Source organism: Flagellimonas sp. (genome assembly GCF_965215805.1).
Taxonomy (GTDB): domain Bacteria; phylum Bacteroidota; class Bacteroidia; order Flavobacteriales; family Flavobacteriaceae; genus Flagellimonas.
In genome coordinates, this window is sequence record NZ_OZ244124.1 from 1,503,361 (window position 1) to 1,521,594 (window position 18,234).

Sequence of the window (18,234 nt, forward strand, 5' to 3'; positions counted from 1 at the left end):
AAAGGAAACTATGGAAGCAACAAGACAAATAGGTTTAGAACAGACTTGGCGTTGGTACGGTCCCAACGACCCTGTTTCATTGGATGATATTGCCATGGCGGGAGCTACGGGAATTGTTTCGGCCCTGCACCATATTCCCAACGGGGAGGTATGGTCCAAAGCGGAAATTACCCAGAGAAAAAACGAAATTGAGGCCAAAGGCCTAACTTGGTCTGTAGTAGAAAGCATTCCTGTTCATGAGGATATTAAAAAGCGTACAGGTGCTTATGAGGAATATATTGCCAACTATCAGCAAAGTATCCGAAACTTGGGTGAATGCAGCGTTGATACGGTATGCTACAACTTCATGCCCGTTTTGGACTGGACCCGGACCGATCTTGCATTTGAAATGCCAGATGGTTCCAAAGCCTTGAGATATGATGCAGCTGAATTGGCAGCTTTTGAGCTTTTTATCTTGAAAAGACCAGGGGCCAACGAATCTTATTCCGAGGCTGAAAAAAATAAAGCCCAAGAGGTATTTGATCAAATGGATGCAGACCAAAAAACCAAGCTCACCCAAAATATCATTGCGGGCTTGCCAGGGGCTGAAGAGGGGTATACCGTAGATCAATTTCAAGAGGTTTTGGATACCTATAAAGGTATTGGCGATACGGAATTGAGGGCAAACCTCTATGCCTTTGTACAGGCCATTGCACCCGTTGCGGAAGCCTCAGGAGTGTTATTGGCTATTCATCCAGATGACCCGCCATTTCCCATTTTTGGACTGCCCCGAGTGGTAAGCACGGAAGCAGATGCAAAGCAGTTGTTGGAAGCCTATGAAAGTCCCAACAACGGGCTGTGTTTTTGTACAGGCTCCTATGGGGTTCGGTCGGATAATGATTTGGCTGGAATGGTGGACAGGTTGGGGCATAGGATAAACTTTATCCATTTGAGGAGTACCAAAAGGGATGCCGATGGAAATTTTTTTGAAGCGGATCACTTGGATGGGGATGTGGACATGTACGGAGTTATGAAATCCTTATTGATGGAACAAGGAAAGCGATTGAAAAGTGAAAGGAAAGATAGTCGCATGCCCATGCGGCCCGATCACGGTCACCAGATGCTGGACGATTTGTCCAAAAAGACCAACCCAGGATATTCGGCCATAGGTCGACTTAGAGGGCTGGCAGAATTGCGAGGATTAATGTTGGGCATTGAAAAATCCATGGAGCTATGAAATTCATCACAGAAAATTTTTTGTTGGAAACCGAAATTGCCCAAGAGCTGTACCATGATTATGCCAAGGAGATGCCCATCATTGATTACCACAATCATTTACCTCCTGCGGAGATTGCCTCCAATCATCAGTTTGCAAATATTACAGAAGTATGGTTACATGGTGACCATTACAAATGGAGGGCGATGCGGGCCCTGGGGATTAATGAAAAATACATTACCGGGACCGCTTCCGACCAGGACAAATTCCTGAAATGGGCTGAGACGGTTCCCAATACGCTTCGGAATCCACTCTATCATTGGACCCATTTGGAGCTCCTACGGTATTTTGACATAGACGAATTATTGACGCCGAAAAACGGTTTGGAAATCTATCAAAAAACCTCTGAAAAATTGCAGGACAAAACGCATAGTACTTTGGGTCTTTTGAAGCAGAGGAATGTAGAACTGCTTTGTACCACGGATGATCCCTTGGATAGTCTGGAACATCACCTGAGCGCTGGACAAATCGACTTGGGCATACAAATGTTACCTGCTTTCAGGCCAGACAAGGCTTATGCGGTTGAAGATGTGAAAACTGTGATGGACTATATTGAACGTTTGGCCGACGTCACAGGGATTTCCATTACCAACTATCAGGATTATCTGGATGCTTTAAGAAATAGAATTGCCTTTTTTCATCAAGCGGGAAGCCGTTTATCCGATCACGGCTTGGATCAGCTTTACTTCTTTGAACAAGGTGATTTTAATATTGAAACCCTGTTTAAAAAAGTGCTGAAAGGAAAGGCACTGGAGCATCAAGAAATCCATTATTTCAAGTTTGAAACGCTACTTCACCTTTGCAGGGAATACCATAAATACGGATGGACCCAGCAATTTCATTTGGGTGCATTACGGAACAATAATGAACGAATGCTGAGCACTTTGGGCCCCGATACAGGCTTTGATTCCATTGGGGATTTCCAGCAGGCTCAGTCCATGTCCAAATTTTTGAACGAACTGGACAAAAGCGATCAGTTGGCAAAGACCATACTATATAACTTAAATCCGGCACAGAATGAAGTGTTTGTGACGATGGCCGGGAATTTTAACGATGGAACCATAAAAGGAAAGATGCAATACGGTTCGGCTTGGTGGTATTTGGATCAGTTAGACGGGATGGAAAAGCAAATCAATACGCTGTCCAATATGGGCATGTTGAGCACTTTTGTGGGGATGCTGACGGACTCCAGAAGCTTCCTTTCCTTTCCAAGGCATGAGTACTTCCGAAGGTTGCTCTGTAACATTTTCGGAAACGATATTAAAAAGGGATTGGTCCCCAAAGACATTCCGTTTGTTGGCAAAATGATTCAGGATATTAGTTACCACAATGCAAAATCCTACTTTGATTTTGATGGGAACAGTACCAATGCAGGTGGTTGAATAAATAGCAAATCAGAAATAAAAAAATAAGAACAATCAAAAACCTTAAATCTATTGAAATGGGAAAAATAAAAATCAGTTTAATTGCGGCTTTTGTACTCCTGGGCCTTTGTTTTACGGGATGCACGGACAAGGACAAGGATGACACCCCTTGGACTTATCTATTTGATGGGGAAACGCTTACCGGATGGAACCAAAAAGGCGGGGTTGCCACTTATGAAGTTAGGGATGGCAGTATTGTGGGAATAACCAAACATGATACCCCTAATTCATTTATGACTACGGACAAGTTATATGGGGACTTTATCTTGGAGTTGGAGTATTTAGTGGACTCCACGATGAACTCAGGTATCCAGATTAGGAGCAATAGTTTTCCATACTATTTGGATGGACGCGTCCATGGATATCAAATTGAAATAGACCCTTCTGACCGCGCTTGGAGTGCAGGAATTTATGATGAAGGAAGACGAGGATGGCTAAATCCTTTGGAAAATAATCCAGAAGCCCAGGCGGCATTCAAACAAAATGATTGGAACCACTATCGGATTGAGGCCATTGGGGATACTTTAAAAACTTGGATCAATGGAGTTCCTGCAGCACATTTAATCGATGACAAAACAGCGGAAGGATTCATTGCATTGCAAGTGCATAGTATTGGAAAGGATAAAGAAGCAGGGACAGAGGTGATATGGAAAAACATTAAAATTTTGACCGATAGTCTTTCAAAGTATGCCAAACCATCGCCGATAAAGCCAATCCTAACCAAAAATCAACTTACTCTTGACGAGAAAAAAAGAGGATGGCAGCTATTGTGGGATGGAGAATCCACCAAAGGATGGCGAGGAGCTAGACTTGATGACTTCCCAGAGCAGGGTTGGACCATTGAAGATGGGGTACTTTCTGTATTGGCATCAGGCGGTGCTGAATCAACGGCAGGAGGAGACATAGTTACCGTAGACACCTATGGAGACTTTGAGCTAAAGGTGGATTTTAAATTGACCGAAGGTGCCAACAGTGGCATCAAATACTATGTGGATACGGACCTGAACAAAGGCCCAGGATCATCCATAGGTCTGGAGTATCAAATTTTGGACGATGCCCGGCATCCAGACGCCAAATTGGGGAATCACGAAGGCAGCCGGACCCTGGCCTCCCTCTATGATTTGATTCAAGCAGACCTAAACAAGCCGGCAAATCCTATTGGTGAATGGAACACTGCCCATATCATTTCCAAAAACAATCAAGTGGAGCATAGGCTCAATGGGGTAAAGGTTTTGGAATACGAAAGAAAGAGCGATGACTATCGCAAACTGGTATCCGAAAGCAAATATGAAAAGTGGCCCAATTTTGGCGAGTCAGACAAGGGGCACATTTTACTGCAGGACCACGGGGATTTGGTTAGCTTCAGGAACGTTAAAATAAAATCAATAATTCAAGATTAAGGCCATGGGAACAAGACGAAATTTCATCAAAAAAACAACAGCGGGAACCGCTGCATTGACCATGGGGGGATTAGTTCTTCCCAAAATGGGATACGCCAACATATTAGGTTCCAACGATCGTATCAATTGTGCGGTTATTGGGGTAAGAAGCAGGGCAAAGGCACATGTAAAGGCCATTAGTGCTTTTCCAAATGCCAAAGTGCTTTACAACTGTGATGTAGACGATTTGATCATAGAAGAGCACAATGCTTGGTGCCAGAAAAATATTGGATATGTACCTAAAGTGGAGAAAGATTTCAGAAAAATCCTTGAGGACAAGGACGTGGATGCTGTTTTTATTGCAACCCCGGAACATTGGCATGCCCCTATGTCCATCATGGCCATGCAAGCGGGAAAACATGTGTACGTAGAAAAACCTTGTAGCCACAATGCCCACGAGAACACTTTATTGGTAGCTGCCCAAAAGAAGTACAACAAAAAAGTACAGATGGGGAATCAACAGCGTTCGGCCAAGACTTCACAATTGGCTGTAAAGGAAATTAGGGAAGGAATTATCGGAGACGTCTATAAAGGAGAAGCCTATTATTCCAACAATAGGGGGTCCATTGGTAAAGGAAATGTTATAGATGTTCCCAAAACCTTGGATTGGGACCTTTGGCAAGGGCCTGCACCCAGAACAGCCTACAAAGACAATGTGCATCCTTACAACTGGCATTGGTTCAGAACTTGGGGTACTGGGGAAATTCATAACAATGGAACCCATGAGATAGATATTTGTAGATGGGCATTGGGTGTGGACCTCCCAGAAACAGTGACATCCTTTGGTGGGAAATATACCTATGATGACGACTGGGAATTTGTGGACAACCAACAAGTGACCTATGGCTTTAAGGGTGACAAGTTCATTACTTGGACAGGCCACAGTAGAGGAGTAATGAAACCGGAACGCCCAGGAAGGGGAATTACCATTTATGGGAGCAAAGGAAGCATTGAATTAAGCAGAAACTTTTATAAATTGTACGACCTTGCAGGAAACCCTATTAAATTAGAGTTTGAAAGAACAGCAAGTGCCACCACCAACACCCAAGGAATTGGTGGTCTGGATGTAGATCACGTGGGTAACTTTTTTGACGCTATTAGAGAGGACAAGGCAATGAATGCTCCAATAGCCGATGCAAGTATCTCAACCATGCTCTGTCATTTGGGGAACATGGCCCAAGATGTAGGCCATACCTTAAAAATAGACACCAAGACAGGGAAAGTACTTAACAGTGAAGCCGCTATGAAACACTGGGGGCGTGAATATGAAAAAGGGTGGGAACCTAAATTATAAGAAATCTAAAATAGAATGAAGCGAAGGGAGTTTGTCGCAAAAAGTGGTTTGGCCGCAACTGCAATTACCGCAGCTAGCCCTGTTTGGGGTGCCAACATACTTGGGAAGAAGGAAAAGAATATTGGAATAGGAATAATCGGAACAGGAGATAGAGGGGCAGGATTGGCCCCAATTATTCAAGATATTCAGGGGTTGGAGGTGACTGCATGTTGTGACATACTTCCATTTCGACTGGAAAATGGATTGACCAAGGCCGGAGGAAAGTCCAAAGGATATTCAGACTATAGAGAGCTTTTGGACAACAAGAATGTGGATGCTGTTTTGGTAGCGGTTCCCTTCAATGAACATTCCAAAATTGCCATAGATTCGCTGGATGCCGGAAAACACGTCTATTGTGAAAAGACACTGGCCAAGGGATATGAGGGTATTCGAAATCTGATTCACAAAGCAAACAGTTCAAAAGCCATTTTTCAAACAGGCCATCAATACCATAGTTCAAGATTATACACCCATGTGGTGGATTTGATCAAACAAGGCAAGATTGGAAAAGTCATTGCTTTTGATTGTCAGTGGAACCGAAACGGAGATTGGAGACGTCCGGTTCCAGATCCCAAATGGGAACGCGCTATCAATTGGAGGATGTATCGGGAATATTCGGGCGGATTGGTAGCCGAACTTTGTTCCCATCAAATAGATTTTGTCAATTGGGTGCTGGAAGATACCCCAAAACAAGTAATGGGTGTAGGAGGTATTGATTATTGGAAGGATGGTCGGGAAACCTACGATAATATCCAATTGATCTATAGTTATCCAAGTGGTGTCAAAGCAACCTTTACCTGTTTGACGGGCAACGCGATGGGAGATTACCAGATTAAGGTCATGGGAGATAAAGGAAGTATAGTTTTGGGCTATACAAAGGCGTGGTTCTATCCAGAAAAAGGATACAAGCGAGAACTGGGTGAAGTGGATGGTGTATCCGGAGCCACGGTAAACTGGGAAGAAGGTAAAGGGATACCCATCAAGGCAGAACACTTAGATCCAAGCAAGCAAGCGTTGATAGATTTTAGGGACAGTATCCTTAACGATAAAAAACCAATATCGGACATAACTACTGGAGCCAACACCTCTGTTTGTGTGCAGATGGGTCTGGATGCAATGTATGACCAAAAGATTGTACACTGGGATTTTAAGTCCTAAGTCCGCTACACCTAACATTTAGGCCAAAACAAATAGGATTAGGCAAGCTGGAAACGGATTTTGTTCCATACCTTGTGTCCTATAATCAACCCATTTGTATCATGAAAAAGCTTTCTGCCAACCTATGGCTTATCATTTTTACTTTTTGTTCTATTGGAGTATTTGCACAGAACAATGAAACTCCCAAGGTAGTCTTGATTACTTTGGATGGTTTGCGTTGGCAAGAACTTTTCACTGGAGCTGATTCCCTTTTGATTGCCAACAAGGAATATGTGCATGATACCACTCAGTTGAAAAAGACCTTTTGGCGAGAACACGCGAAAGAACGCAGAGAAGCCTTAATGCCATTTTTCTGGACAAAGGTTACTTCCTTGGGTCAGCTGCACGGTAACCGTTTATTGGGGAGCAAGATGAACCTGACCAATACAAAGTGGTTCTCCTATCCTGGCTATAACGAAATTTTGACGGGGGCCGCGGATGATGCCCGAATTACCAGCAATGACAAATTCAACAATCCCAATACCACGGTTTTGGAACGCTACAACCAAACCGAAATAGGAAAAGGTAAGGTGGCGGCTTTTGGCAGTTGGGATGTTTTTCCATTTATCGTTAATGAAGAGCGTTCCGGGGTACCGGTTAACGCTGGTTTTGAATCAGCTAAAGTAAACCCAAATGATCGGGAACAATTTCTGAATAAGTTGCAGAAACAAATTCCCAGCCCATGGGGTTCCGTCAGATTGGATGCTTTTACACACCATTTTGCCTTGGAATACATGAAGAAGGAGCAACCTAAACTGGTATACATTGCCTATGGGGAGACCGATGATTTTGCGCATGATGGGGACTATCAAGCCTATTTGAAATCGGCCCATAATACGGATGGATTGATTAAAGATATTTGGGAATTCACCCAACAGGATGATTTTTATAGAGACCAAACCATCTTCCTAGTAACCACGGACCATGGTCGGGGTACCCAACCCTTGGACACTTGGAGAAGCCATGGGTCGAACATTAAAGGAGCTGATCAGGTATGGTTGGTAGTTTTTGGAAAAGGGATAACACCTATGGGAGAAGTTAAGAGGGAAGAACAGTGGTATACCAATCAGATTGCGCCCTCCATATTGGAGCTATTAAATGTACCTTTCAACGCAGAAGAAATTCAAGGAAAACCACTAAAATTTTAAGTTGAAGTAAGTTCCGCTTAGCGATTATTGGTTGGAGTTAGTTTATTCGAAACCCGTGCCAAGGCACGGGTTTTTTGTTATATTTAGCAAAAGGGTAAGTTTTCCTTGACCAGCCAAATTCACCTCATGAAAAAAGTTGTTGCATTACTTTTTTTAGCTGTAATCGCGCAAACAACGTATGTAAACGCGCAACATTCCGTTGCTAGGGAATGGAATGAGGCCGTATTATCCGCTATTCGCGAGGATATTGCCCGACCCACCGTACATGCCCGCAACCTTTTCCACAGTTCCATGATCATGTATGACGCTTGGGCCTTGTTTGATGATACAGCAGAAACTGTTTTTTTGGGCAAAACCTTGGGTGGATATATTTGCGATTTCGAGGGTATTAACATTCCCACGGATGCCGCTGAAATACAAGCAGCAAGACATGAGATTATTAGTTATGGGGTGTATCGATTGTTGACACATAGATTTGCCAATTCACCAGGGGCAACGGAATCCTTGGAAATCTTTGACAACCTGTTGGCAGGATATGGTTATGATGCTTCCTTTGATTCTGTGGATTACAGCAACGGATCTTTCGCCGCCCTTGGGAATTATTTGGCAAGCCAGATGATAGCTTTTGGATTGCAGGATGGGTCTAATGAGCAGAATGGATATGGGAATCAATTTTATGATCCAACCAATGCTCCACTCATTTTGGAGACCTATGAGGAAACCTACCCATTAACCGACCCTAATCGCTGGCAACCACTGGCATTTGATGTTTTTATAGGTCAGGCTGGGAATGTTTTTCCTGATGAGATACCGGATTTTTTGAGTCCTGAATGGGGACAGGTTACTCCTTTTTCCTTGGTAAAGAGCGACCTTGAAATGCTCAATAATGGGTTTGATAGTTATGTGTACAACGACCCAGGACATCCCGTTTATATGCAAGCTTCCAATGAAGATGGGATAGATGACCCTTATAAATGGCATTTTGCCCTAGTGGCCTCTTGGTCGTCACACTTGGATCCAGCGGACCCAACTTTGATTGATATATCTCCAGGAGCCCTTGGGAATGTGGATTTATCGGACTATCCTGAGACCTTTGAGGAATATCAAGCCTTTTACGATTTTGTAAATGGCGGTGATCCAGGAACAGGTCATGCCCTAAATCCTGTAACTAATGCACCGTATACGCCACAACTGGTAAAACGGGCAGACTACGCCAGGGTTCTTGCTGAGTTTTGGGCGGATGGTCCAGACTCGGAAACACCGCCGGGACATTGGTTTACTATTTTGAATTATGTAAACGACCATCCGGAAACCATTAAGCAATTTGAAGGCCAAGGAGCCATTCTTGACGATTTGGAATGGGATGTGAAGGCGTATCTGGCGCTGGGCGGAGCTATGCACGATTCAGCGGTTAATACTTGGGGTGTAAAAGGGTACTATGATTACATCCGGCCTATTTCCGCCATTCGGCACATGGCAGGTAATGGCCAAAGTTCCAACGCAGCCCTACCCAGTTATGACCCGTTTGGCATTCCATTGATTCCAGGACTGATTGAGCTTGTTGAAGTGGGAGATCCCTTGGCGGGAGATAACAATGAAAATGTGGGAAGAATAAAAATATTCGCATGGAAGGGACCTGATTTTATAACCGACCCCACAACGGATGTTGCTGGAGTGGATTGGATTTTGGGAACCCAATGGTGGCCCTATCAAAGAGCTACTTTTGTCACGCCCCCATTTGCGGGATATGTCTCAGGTCATTCCACTTTCTCCCGAGCAGCAGCTGAGGTATTGACTATGTTTACTGGAGATGCCTTTTTCCCAGGCGGGATGGGTGTTTTTGATGCGGAACAAGGAAATTTTCTGGTGTTTGAAAATGGCCCAAGTGAGAATTTGACATTGCAATGGGCTACCTATAGGGACGCTTCTGACCAGACCAGTTTGTCTAGAATCTGGGGAGGTATTCACCCACCTATTGATGATATTCGAGGAAGAATTATTGGGGATAAAATTGGGAAAGATGCCTTTGCCCTAGCGAAAAAATACTTTGAAGGTGCTGCTATTGTGGAAAATGACAATTTTGAAGTTGTTGTGAGTGGGGAGTCCTGTGCCGGACAAGCCAATGGTTCTATTCAAATTGTTGCCAAGAGTAATTTCCAGTATCAGGCCAACATGGATGGGAATACATACAATTTTGCCAATGAAATTTTGGTGGAAAATGTAGCTAATGGTACCCATAATCTGTGCATTACCATCGAAAGTGATCCAAACTTTGAACAGTGTTTTCAGTTTGAGGTGGAAGCGGCAGTTCCAATAGATGGCCTTATCAATGTGGAAAACACAGGGGGAGTCCGCAAGGCGCAGATTCATATCCTCGAAGGAACGGCACCCTATACGGTAAGGGTAAATGACCAGTTTGTTGGAGAATTTGCATTAGGTGAATTTGAAGTGCCGGTAGGGGATGGTGATGCATTGGAAATAGAAACCAGCATGCCCTGTGAAGGAAAGTTATTTGAAAAAATCAACGGCTCCAACCTCCCTTTGATCTTATTCCCAAATCCTACAAATGACACAGCAAGAATTTGGATTGCGGAACAGGTCACAAGTGTGGAGGTTGATATTTTTAACGCCCACGGGCAAAAAGTATCATCCAAAATATATGATATAAATAATCAACAGCTAGAGTTGTCGACATCAGGACTGCCTTCAGGAATTTATTATGTCCAATTACACCTTGCAGAAGAGAAAACCTTAAAAATGATCAAAATATGAAGAGCAGCCACTTCCTTTTCATAGCCATTGGTTTTCTGGTAATTTCCTGTGGGGGAAGTGATGGGGTCAATAGCGAACCATCAGTACCTTCCTTGGTATATCCGACCAATGATCTTTTATGTATCGAAAATGTTTTGGAGTTTAGGTGGAACGCCTCATCAGATGCAGAAGGGGATGGGATAACGTACAGAATTGAGGTCTCTAGTGATGAAGGGTTTACCAACATTATCCATACAGATTTTCTGGAGGAAACCAGTAGAACTTTCACTTTGGAAAATGGGCAAACCTTTTACTGGAGGGTTTTGGCAGAGGATGATGCACAAAATCAAAGTGGATTTTCGGCTTCATGGCGCTTCTACACCGAGACCGAACTGGTGCAAAATGGGCTTCCCACGGTTCCAGAGCTGCTAAATCCGTCATTGGGAAGCAATTTGGATACCTCAGAGATAAACTTGGAGTGGGAGGCAAATGACCCCGATGTTGGAGACATCCTGGTTTTTGACCTTTATTTTGGAACAGCAGAAGACCCACCACTATTTGAAACAGACCTTTCCACTTCTTCTTTCACGGTCAGTCTTGATCCATCGACCATATACTATTGGAAAGTTGTAGCTAAGGACAGTAATGGAGGTGTCACCCTTGGCCCAATCTGGACTTTCGAAAGCAATTAGCGCAATCAAATTTTGAATGATATCAAAAAGTTTGGTAAGATGCTACACAATATGTAGCTTTGCTATAAATAATGTAGCAAAATAGAAAAGCATGGCATTACCAATTCCGGGAAAACCCGTTAGGGGCTCAAAATCAGGAGCACCTGTTATGGCGCTGTTGGATTTATTGGGTCGCAGCTGGGCCATGGGTATCGTTTGGCATTTGTACAAAGGCCCCAGTACCTTTAGAAGATTGCAGGAATATTGTGAGACCATTTCCCCAACCACATTAAATAAGCGCTTAAAAGAATTAAGGGATTCCCATCTTCTTGTTAGAACGGTGGAAGGGTATGCACTGACCCAACAGGGAAGGGAATTGTATGAACTCATTGAACCTTTGGGTAGCTGGGCAAAGGAATGGGCCAAGAATTTTAAATAGGATAGTATGACAACTCGAAGTATAGATAAACCATTGCCCGAAGAATACCCTGCCTATTCCAGCATCTATATGGATTTGATGAAAGATGATGGAAAAGTATTGGAACACTTATGGACCAATTTTCTAGACCTTAAAAAATTGGTACTGGATTTGACGGAAGACCAATTGAACTATAGATATGCCGAGGGTAAATGGACCATCAAGGAAATCTTGGTACATTTGATTGATGACGAGCGAATTTTTGCCTATAGGGCATTGAGGTACGCCCGTAACGATTCCACACCGCTGCACGGCTTTGACCAAGATGCGTATGCGAATTGTTCCAATGCCAATGCCAGAAGTCTGGATGATATCTTTGAAGAATATGAAACCGTAAGAAAAGCAACGATTTCACTTTTTTTGAATCTACCAGAAGATAGCTTCCTAAGAGGAGGCGCTGGAATAGATTATGACGGAAGTATTATCAACAGGAGAACAGTCAGGGCATTGGCCTATCATATAGCCGGTCACGAACTCCGGCATATAAACATTATCAAAGAAAGGTACCTTAAAAAAAGCCTTTAGTCCCCCGCAATTTTAATTAGTAATCTAAATGAATGCAACTATGAAAAAGCAAGCGCATCGGAATCTTGTATTCCTGTTTTTGTTTGTGGGTCTCCAAACTGGACTATGGGCCCAAGAAGACTGTAAACCTGTAAGTCAGTTGAAACGACTGTATACAACCGACAAGGGTTTTAAGCAAACTGTGGACAAAATGTTCAAGAATGTCCACGCCTTACCCGATGGTTCTGCCAATCCGTGGGAAGGCAAAGGTATGGAAGACCTATATGCCTTTTTGAACGAGTGGTTCTATTTTCTTCCTATGACGGATGATGGTTTGGATCGAATTATAGAATTCTCGTTTCTGTACTATAAAAATCCAGATGGGATGCAGTTCATTCTGGAAGAGCCAGGCCTAAGTTGGTCTTTGGATTTTGTGGAGGAACGAGGGAAGTTTATGGATAGCGAAGCTTCTACAAAAAAGGTGGATAAATGGTTATCCAACCCCAATTTGGGCCATGAGGATTTTGTGTATCCAGAAGGCGGATTTACCTCCTTTAACCACTTTTTCACTCGCGATTTAAAGCCTGGCGCAAGGCCCATTACCGCGGTAGATGATAATTCGGTTCTGGTTTCCCCTGCAGATGGGGTGATCAACATGATCAACAATGATGTTCAAATGGATTCCAAACTGCCCACCAAGGCAGGAATGACATTAAGTTTGAAGGAACTCCTTGGAAATTCAAAATTTGCTGACAAATTTGTTGGAGGAAAGGCCATGGCCGTGTTTCTCTTGCCCACCAATTATCACCATTTTCATGCGCCCATATCTGGGATTATGGTGGAATCCAATGAAGAAGTTGGAGATCGACTTTTTGGAATGCCTGATATTTTGGACATCATCAATGATGGTAATGTCGCTTACAATAAAGATTACAGTGTTTTCCAAAATTTTAAGCATGGATATTATATTATTGACACCAAGGAATTTGGTCACATTGCCATGATTCCCATCGGACTCCAAACCATTGGATCGGTGGTGTTTGAAGAAAGGTTTAAAAACATCAAATCTATAGCCCCTGTACAGGTATATAAAGGGGATAAGTTGGGCCATTTTGCCTATGGTGGCTCCACGGTGCTTCTATTGTTCGAAAAAGGGAAACTCGGAGGTGTCAGCGTCAACTTGGGTCAAAAAATTGGGGATTTGCATAACTAAGGAAGGCTTTTGGTTGTATTTTGATTCATAAAAAGTCAAATTAAAATGGACAACTCAAGGCTACACTTTAGACCATTGACCCTGGAGGATTATCAGCATTTAAGAGCGACTACCGAATGGGAAAAACTGGAGGACGCCCAAGTGGAACGGGCATTGCAAAACGATCTGTTCTCGGTCTGTGTGTGCTATAACGATCAGCCAGTTGGAATGGGAAGGGTAGTGGGAGATGGAGCCATCTATTTTTACGTTCAGGATGTAATTGTTCATCCTAAATTTAAAGGGAAGGGTATAGGTAGAATGATAATGCAGGAAATCGAAAAGTACCTAAATCAAACCATCTCCCAATATGCCTTTGTGGGGCTTATGGCTGCACAGGGAGTAGCTGCGTTCTATCATCAATTTGGCTATTCCAAACGTCCAATGAAAGGTCCTGGCATGTTCAAAATCGTACAGAAATAGCCCGGGAATTTAAGAAGTTAAATGACTACTTTTAAGCAGTAATTCTGTACCATGGAGACTGAACTGTACAACATCTTCGGGAATCATTTTGAGCAGCCGTTGCTGGAAGAAATTATGACTGTGGGCAAGCTTGTGGAATATCCGGCAGGTGAAATGTTGATGGATATTGGCAATTATGTAAGGAGCATGCCCTTACTATTATCTGGAGCAATCAAGATACTGCGGGAGGATGATGAAGGGGATGAACTGCTTTTGTATTATTTGGAGCAAGGTGAGACCTGCTCCGTAACCATGGCTTGCTGTTTGGGACAGACCAAAAGTGAGATCAGGGCCATTACGGAAACCGAAGCCAAAATGATTATGGTTCCCGTGCAAAAAATGGAAGAATGGCTTGCAAAGTATAGGGGATGGAGAAACTACGTTTTTGACAGTTATCACAGCCGATTGAACGAGTTGATGCAGACTGTGGACAGCATAGCATTCAAGAATTTGGACCAGAGATTAGTGGACTATCTCGTAAAGAAATCCGAGGTCACCAATGATAAATGCATTAGGAGTACCCATCAAGAGATTGCTTACGATCTGCATACTTCCAGAGTAGTGGTTTCCAGGCTTCTGAAGAAGTTGGAAAAGATGCAGAAACTGATTTTGCATAGAAACTATATAGAACTTATAGACCTTTAGGTTTGTGTCTTAGGTTACCGAAAATCAGAGTGAACTACCTTACATTTGCCCAAAGCCACTAAATGTTAGCACGGTATTTTCCCATTTTGTCCTGGATAAAAAAGTACGATCGTTCGGCTTTTGTGAGTGATTTATTTGCAGGCACAAGTTTGGGGATTATGTTGGTGCCCCAGGGCATGGCTTACGCCATGATTGCTGGATTACCTCCCATTTATGGATTGTACGCTGCTCTGGTACCACAACTTGTTTACGCGCTTACGGGTACTTCCAGACAATTGGCAGTTGGGCCGGTTGCAATGGATTCCCTATTGGTGGCCGCTGGTATCGGGGCCCTACATTTGGCTTCCTTGGAAGACTATATAGCAGCGGTACTTTTTTTGACCATGGCTGTAGGAGGGGTGCAGATTTTGCTTGGAATCTTTAGAATGGGGTTCTTCGTTAACTTTCTGTCCAAACCGGTCATCAGTGGGTTTACATCCGCAGCAGCCATTTTAATTGGTTTAGGGCAATTGAAACATATTCTGGGAACCCAATTCGCACAATCGAGCAAAATTCATGAGTTGCTTCAGAACATTTTCAGCAGCTTGTCGCATATCAACACCTTTGCTCTTATTGTTGGTTTGGTGGCCATCGCCATAATCCTGCTTTTGGGAAAAGTGGGAAAAAGGTTGCCCATAGCTTTGCTCATAGTTATTCTAGGGATTTTGGCCGTGACCTTTTTTGGCTTGGAAAATAGGGGAGTTCCCTTGGTAGGAGACATTCCCGAAGGTCTACCAGGGTTTCAATTTCCCAATGTTCAGCTGATTGAGCTTGGAGAAATATTGCCTTTGGCCATCACTGTGGCACTCTATGGATTTATGGAGGCCATTTCCATAGCAAAGACTCTGGAAGAACGTCATCCAGAGTATGAACTGGATGCCAATCAAGAATTAAGGGCCTTGGGATTGTCCAATGTATTGGGTTCTTTTTTCCAATCCTTGCCGGTCTCTGGAAGCTTTTCAAGAACAGCGGTCAATGAAAATGCGGGTGCCAAGACTGGAATGTCCTTGGTGTTCAGTGCCCTCTTTATTGCGGGAACATTACTTTTCCTGACTCCCTTGTTTTATAATTTACCTACGGCCGTCTTGGGCGCCATCATTATGGTATCCGTGTTTGGGCTTGTGGATTTGAAATACCCCTTGGCCCTTTGGAGAAATAGAAAGGATGAATTTTTCTTATTGCTCATAACATTCGCAATGACACTTTTCATAGGTCTCATTGAGGGTATTTTATTGGGGGTTTTACTTTCCTTGTTTTTGTTGGTCTACAGGACTTCGCATCCCCATATTGCCATTTTGGGCAGAATTAAGGACACGGACTACTTCAAAAATATTGATCGCTTTTCTGAAGAGGTGGAGGTAGACCCGGATAAGTTGATTTTAAGATTTGATGCGCAATTGTATTTTGGAAATAGGGACTACTTTAAAAGGCAGCTTTATAAACAGGTTGACTTGAAGGGAAGCCAACTAAAATTCGTAATTCTCAATGCGGAGGCCATAAATTATATCGATAGTAGTGGAGCGGCCATGTTGGAGCGAATCGTCAAAGATCTTAGGAAAAAAGGAATCCAGTTTTATATATCAGGAGCTATAGGCCCCACAAGGGATATCTTTAAGAGCAGTGGTTTAATCGATATCATTGGGAAAGAAAACCTTTTTGTAAGAATCTTGGAGGCCGTGGAATACTGCTCCAATCAAAAGAAACGGAGTAAAATCCAGGAAAAAATATCCCTGCAATCTAAAACCTAAGCTTTGTAACTTTGGTCACTGTAGGGGTGATATAATGAAGTTATTTTTGAACAAAATTTCAAAATCATGAAAATAGAACAGATATATACAGGATGCTTGGCCCAAGGGGCTTATTATGTTGAAAGCGAAGGGGAAGTAGCCATTATAGATCCGCTTAGAGAAGTGGAACCCTACACCAAAAGAGCCAAGGAAGACAACGCAAAGATCAAGTATATTCTAGAGACGCATTTTCATGCTGATTTTGTGAGCGGCCATGTTACCTTATCCAAGGAAACTGGCGCACCCATTGTTTATGGGCCAATGGCCAACCCCTCCTTTGAAGCCATTATTGCAAAAGATGGTCAGGAATTTAAGTTGGGAAAGCTCACCATAAAAGTGCTTCACACTCCAGGACATACCATGGAGAGCACCACCTTTTTGCTCAAGGATGAAACTGGAAAAGACCATGCCATATTCAGCGGAGACACCCTGTTTTTAGGGGATGTGGGTAGACCGGATTTGGCACAGAAAGCTGCGGACATGACCAAGGAAGAGCTGGCGGGAACCCTCTATGATAGTTTACGAAGTAAAATTATGCCCTTGGCGGATGACGTCATTGTATATCCCGCGCATGGAGCTGGGTCTGCCTGTGGAAAAAATATGATGAAAGAGACGGTGGATACCTTAGGGAATCAGAAAAAAATGAACTATGCCCTAAGAGCCAATATGACAAGGGAAGAGTTTATTGCTGAGGTGACAGATGGGCTATTGCCACCACCCCAGTACTTTCCACTAAATGTAAAAATGAACAAAGAAGGGTATGAGGATATAGATGTGGTTTTGGAACGCGGAACCCAAGGGCTAAGCCCGGATGCTTTTGAAACAGCAGCGAACGATACTGGAGCAGTGCTCTTGGACGTACGTCATCAAGACGACTTTGCCAAAGGACATGTGCCACGTTCAATTTTTATTGGACTGGGAGGTAGTTTTGCTCCTTGGGTTGGAGCGCTCATTGCTGATGTAAAACAACCCATTCTTTTAATTGCCCCGGAAGGCAAGGAAGAAGAAACCATCACAAGATTGTCCAGGGTTGGGTTTGATGGTACTTTGGGTTACTTAAAAGGTGGAGTGGAAGCTTGGCAAAATGCCGGTAAGGAATTGGATTCCGTTGAAAGTATTGACGCAACCACCTTTAAAGCACGATTGGAGCAAAAGGTTCCAGTTTTTGACGTTCGAAAGGAACCGGAGTTTTTGGCTGAGCATGTTGAAGACGCTGCCTTAGCGCCTCTTGATTATTTGAATGATCATTTGGCTGAATTTCCTTCGGAAGAGACCTTTTATGTGCATTGTGCGGGAGGTTACCGAAGTATGATTGCGGCATCCATTCTCAAGAGTCGGGGAATTCATAACTTAGTGGACGTAGCCGGTGGATTTAAAGCCATTAAGGAAGCGGGGATTCCCGTGACCGACTATGTGTGTCCAACTACCTTGAAATAATATCAAATGAAAAATAGCTTGCGGTACCTAGCGTCAATTGTTTGTTGTCTATTGTGCTTTTCCTGTCAACCACAGAAGGAAAAGGTAATTAAGAAAATTGACAAAGCTACCATGCAGGCTGAGGCTTTGGGCCAAGGTGTCCAGTTGGTGGATGTGAGAACTCCCGAAGAGTATGCAGGGGGCCACATTGGAGATGCCATAAACATCCATATAAAAGCCTCTGATTTTGAAGAGCGAATATCGCAAATGGACAAAGAAGCTCCCATTTACCTCTACTGTAAAAAAGGGGGGCGTAGCAACCAAGCCGCTAAGCGTCTGGTTGGCATGGGCTTCCAGACGGTTTATGACTATTCAGGAGGTTATGATGATTGGACAACATCGGAATAAAAAGAAATTTCTCCCAGACCTAATATTT

At 43.4% G+C, this 18,234-nt stretch carries 16 protein-coding genes; all 16 read left to right on the forward strand.

The window, feature by feature from the left end; all coding sequences use genetic code 11:
* Window positions 1-10 precede the first annotated feature (10 nt).
* The 16 genes from uxuA to ACOOE0_RS06885 all read left to right on the forward strand — a co-directional run bounded on the left by uxuA (window position 11) and on the right by ACOOE0_RS06885 (window position 18,206).
* Window positions 11-1,216 (forward strand): mannonate dehydratase, encoded by a 1,206-nt coding sequence (uxuA, locus tag ACOOE0_RS06810; RefSeq protein ID WP_420401718.1) that lies wholly within the window; start codon window positions 11-13, stop codon window positions 1,214-1,216.
* Window positions 1,213-2,637, forward strand: a complete 1,425-nt coding sequence (gene uxaC / locus ACOOE0_RS06815; RefSeq protein WP_420401719.1) for a glucuronate isomerase — start codon at window positions 1,213-1,215, stop codon at window positions 2,635-2,637. Before uxuA ends, uxaC begins: the two co-directional genes overlap by 4 nt.
* Window positions 2,638-2,696: 59 nt before the next feature.
* On the forward strand, window positions 2,697-4,079 hold the full coding sequence (locus tag ACOOE0_RS06820; RefSeq protein ID WP_420401720.1) for a 3-keto-disaccharide hydrolase: 1,383 nt from the start codon (window positions 2,697-2,699) through the stop codon (window positions 4,077-4,079).
* A gap of 4 nt (window positions 4,080-4,083) precedes the next feature.
* The gene (locus ACOOE0_RS06825) at window positions 4,084-5,412 is read left to right on the forward strand and encodes a Gfo/Idh/MocA family oxidoreductase (protein ID WP_420401721.1); all 1,329 of its coding nucleotides are present in this window, start codon (window positions 4,084-4,086) and stop codon (window positions 5,410-5,412) included.
* A gap of 15 nt (window positions 5,413-5,427) precedes the next feature.
* On the forward strand, window positions 5,428-6,609 hold the full coding sequence (locus ACOOE0_RS06830; RefSeq protein ID WP_420401722.1) for a Gfo/Idh/MocA family protein: 1,182 nt from the start codon (window positions 5,428-5,430) through the stop codon (window positions 6,607-6,609).
* Between the two features lie 101 nt (window positions 6,610-6,710).
* Complete coding sequence (locus tag ACOOE0_RS06835) at window positions 6,711-7,796, forward strand: phosphoglyceromutase (protein WP_420401723.1); 1,086 nt, start codon at window positions 6,711-6,713, stop codon at window positions 7,794-7,796.
* A gap of 126 nt (window positions 7,797-7,922) precedes the next feature.
* Window positions 7,923-10,568: a T9SS type A sorting domain-containing protein gene (locus ACOOE0_RS06840; RefSeq protein ID WP_420401724.1), complete on the forward strand. Its 2,646-nt coding sequence runs from the start codon at window positions 7,923-7,925 to the stop codon at window positions 10,566-10,568.
* Window positions 10,565-11,239, forward strand: coding sequence for a hypothetical protein (locus ACOOE0_RS06845; protein ID WP_420401725.1), 675 nt, complete (start codon window positions 10,565-10,567; stop codon window positions 11,237-11,239). Before ACOOE0_RS06840 ends, ACOOE0_RS06845 begins: the two co-directional genes overlap by 4 nt.
* Window positions 11,240-11,330: 91 nt before the next feature.
* Complete coding sequence (locus tag ACOOE0_RS06850) at window positions 11,331-11,657, forward strand: winged helix-turn-helix transcriptional regulator (protein WP_420401726.1); 327 nt, start codon at window positions 11,331-11,333, stop codon at window positions 11,655-11,657.
* A gap of 6 nt (window positions 11,658-11,663) precedes the next feature.
* Entirely contained in the window at window positions 11,664-12,221 is a 558-nt protein-coding gene (locus tag ACOOE0_RS06855; protein WP_420401727.1) for a DinB family protein, read from the forward strand.
* Window positions 12,222-12,261: 40 nt separating this feature from the next.
* On the forward strand, window positions 12,262-13,413 hold the full coding sequence (locus ACOOE0_RS06860; protein ID WP_420401728.1) for a phosphatidylserine decarboxylase: 1,152 nt from the start codon (window positions 12,262-12,264) through the stop codon (window positions 13,411-13,413).
* Window positions 13,414-13,458: 45 nt separating this feature from the next.
* Complete coding sequence (locus tag ACOOE0_RS06865; protein WP_420401729.1) at window positions 13,459-13,872, forward strand: GNAT family N-acetyltransferase; 414 nt, start codon at window positions 13,459-13,461, stop codon at window positions 13,870-13,872.
* 51 nt (window positions 13,873-13,923) lie between these two features.
* Window positions 13,924-14,556, forward strand: a complete 633-nt coding sequence (locus ACOOE0_RS06870) for a Crp/Fnr family transcriptional regulator (protein WP_420401730.1) — start codon at window positions 13,924-13,926, stop codon at window positions 14,554-14,556.
* Between the two features lie 62 nt (window positions 14,557-14,618).
* The gene (locus ACOOE0_RS06875) at window positions 14,619-16,343 is read left to right on the forward strand and encodes a SulP family inorganic anion transporter (RefSeq protein ID WP_420401731.1); all 1,725 of its coding nucleotides are present in this window, start codon (window positions 14,619-14,621) and stop codon (window positions 16,341-16,343) included.
* 66 nt (window positions 16,344-16,409) lie between these two features.
* Entirely contained in the window at window positions 16,410-17,819 is a 1,410-nt protein-coding gene (locus ACOOE0_RS06880; RefSeq protein ID WP_420401732.1) for an MBL fold metallo-hydrolase, read from the forward strand.
* A gap of 6 nt (window positions 17,820-17,825) precedes the next feature.
* Window positions 17,826-18,206, forward strand: coding sequence for a rhodanese-like domain-containing protein (locus tag ACOOE0_RS06885; protein ID WP_420401733.1), 381 nt, complete (start codon window positions 17,826-17,828; stop codon window positions 18,204-18,206).
* The last annotated feature ends 28 nt before the right edge of the window (window positions 18,207-18,234 follow it).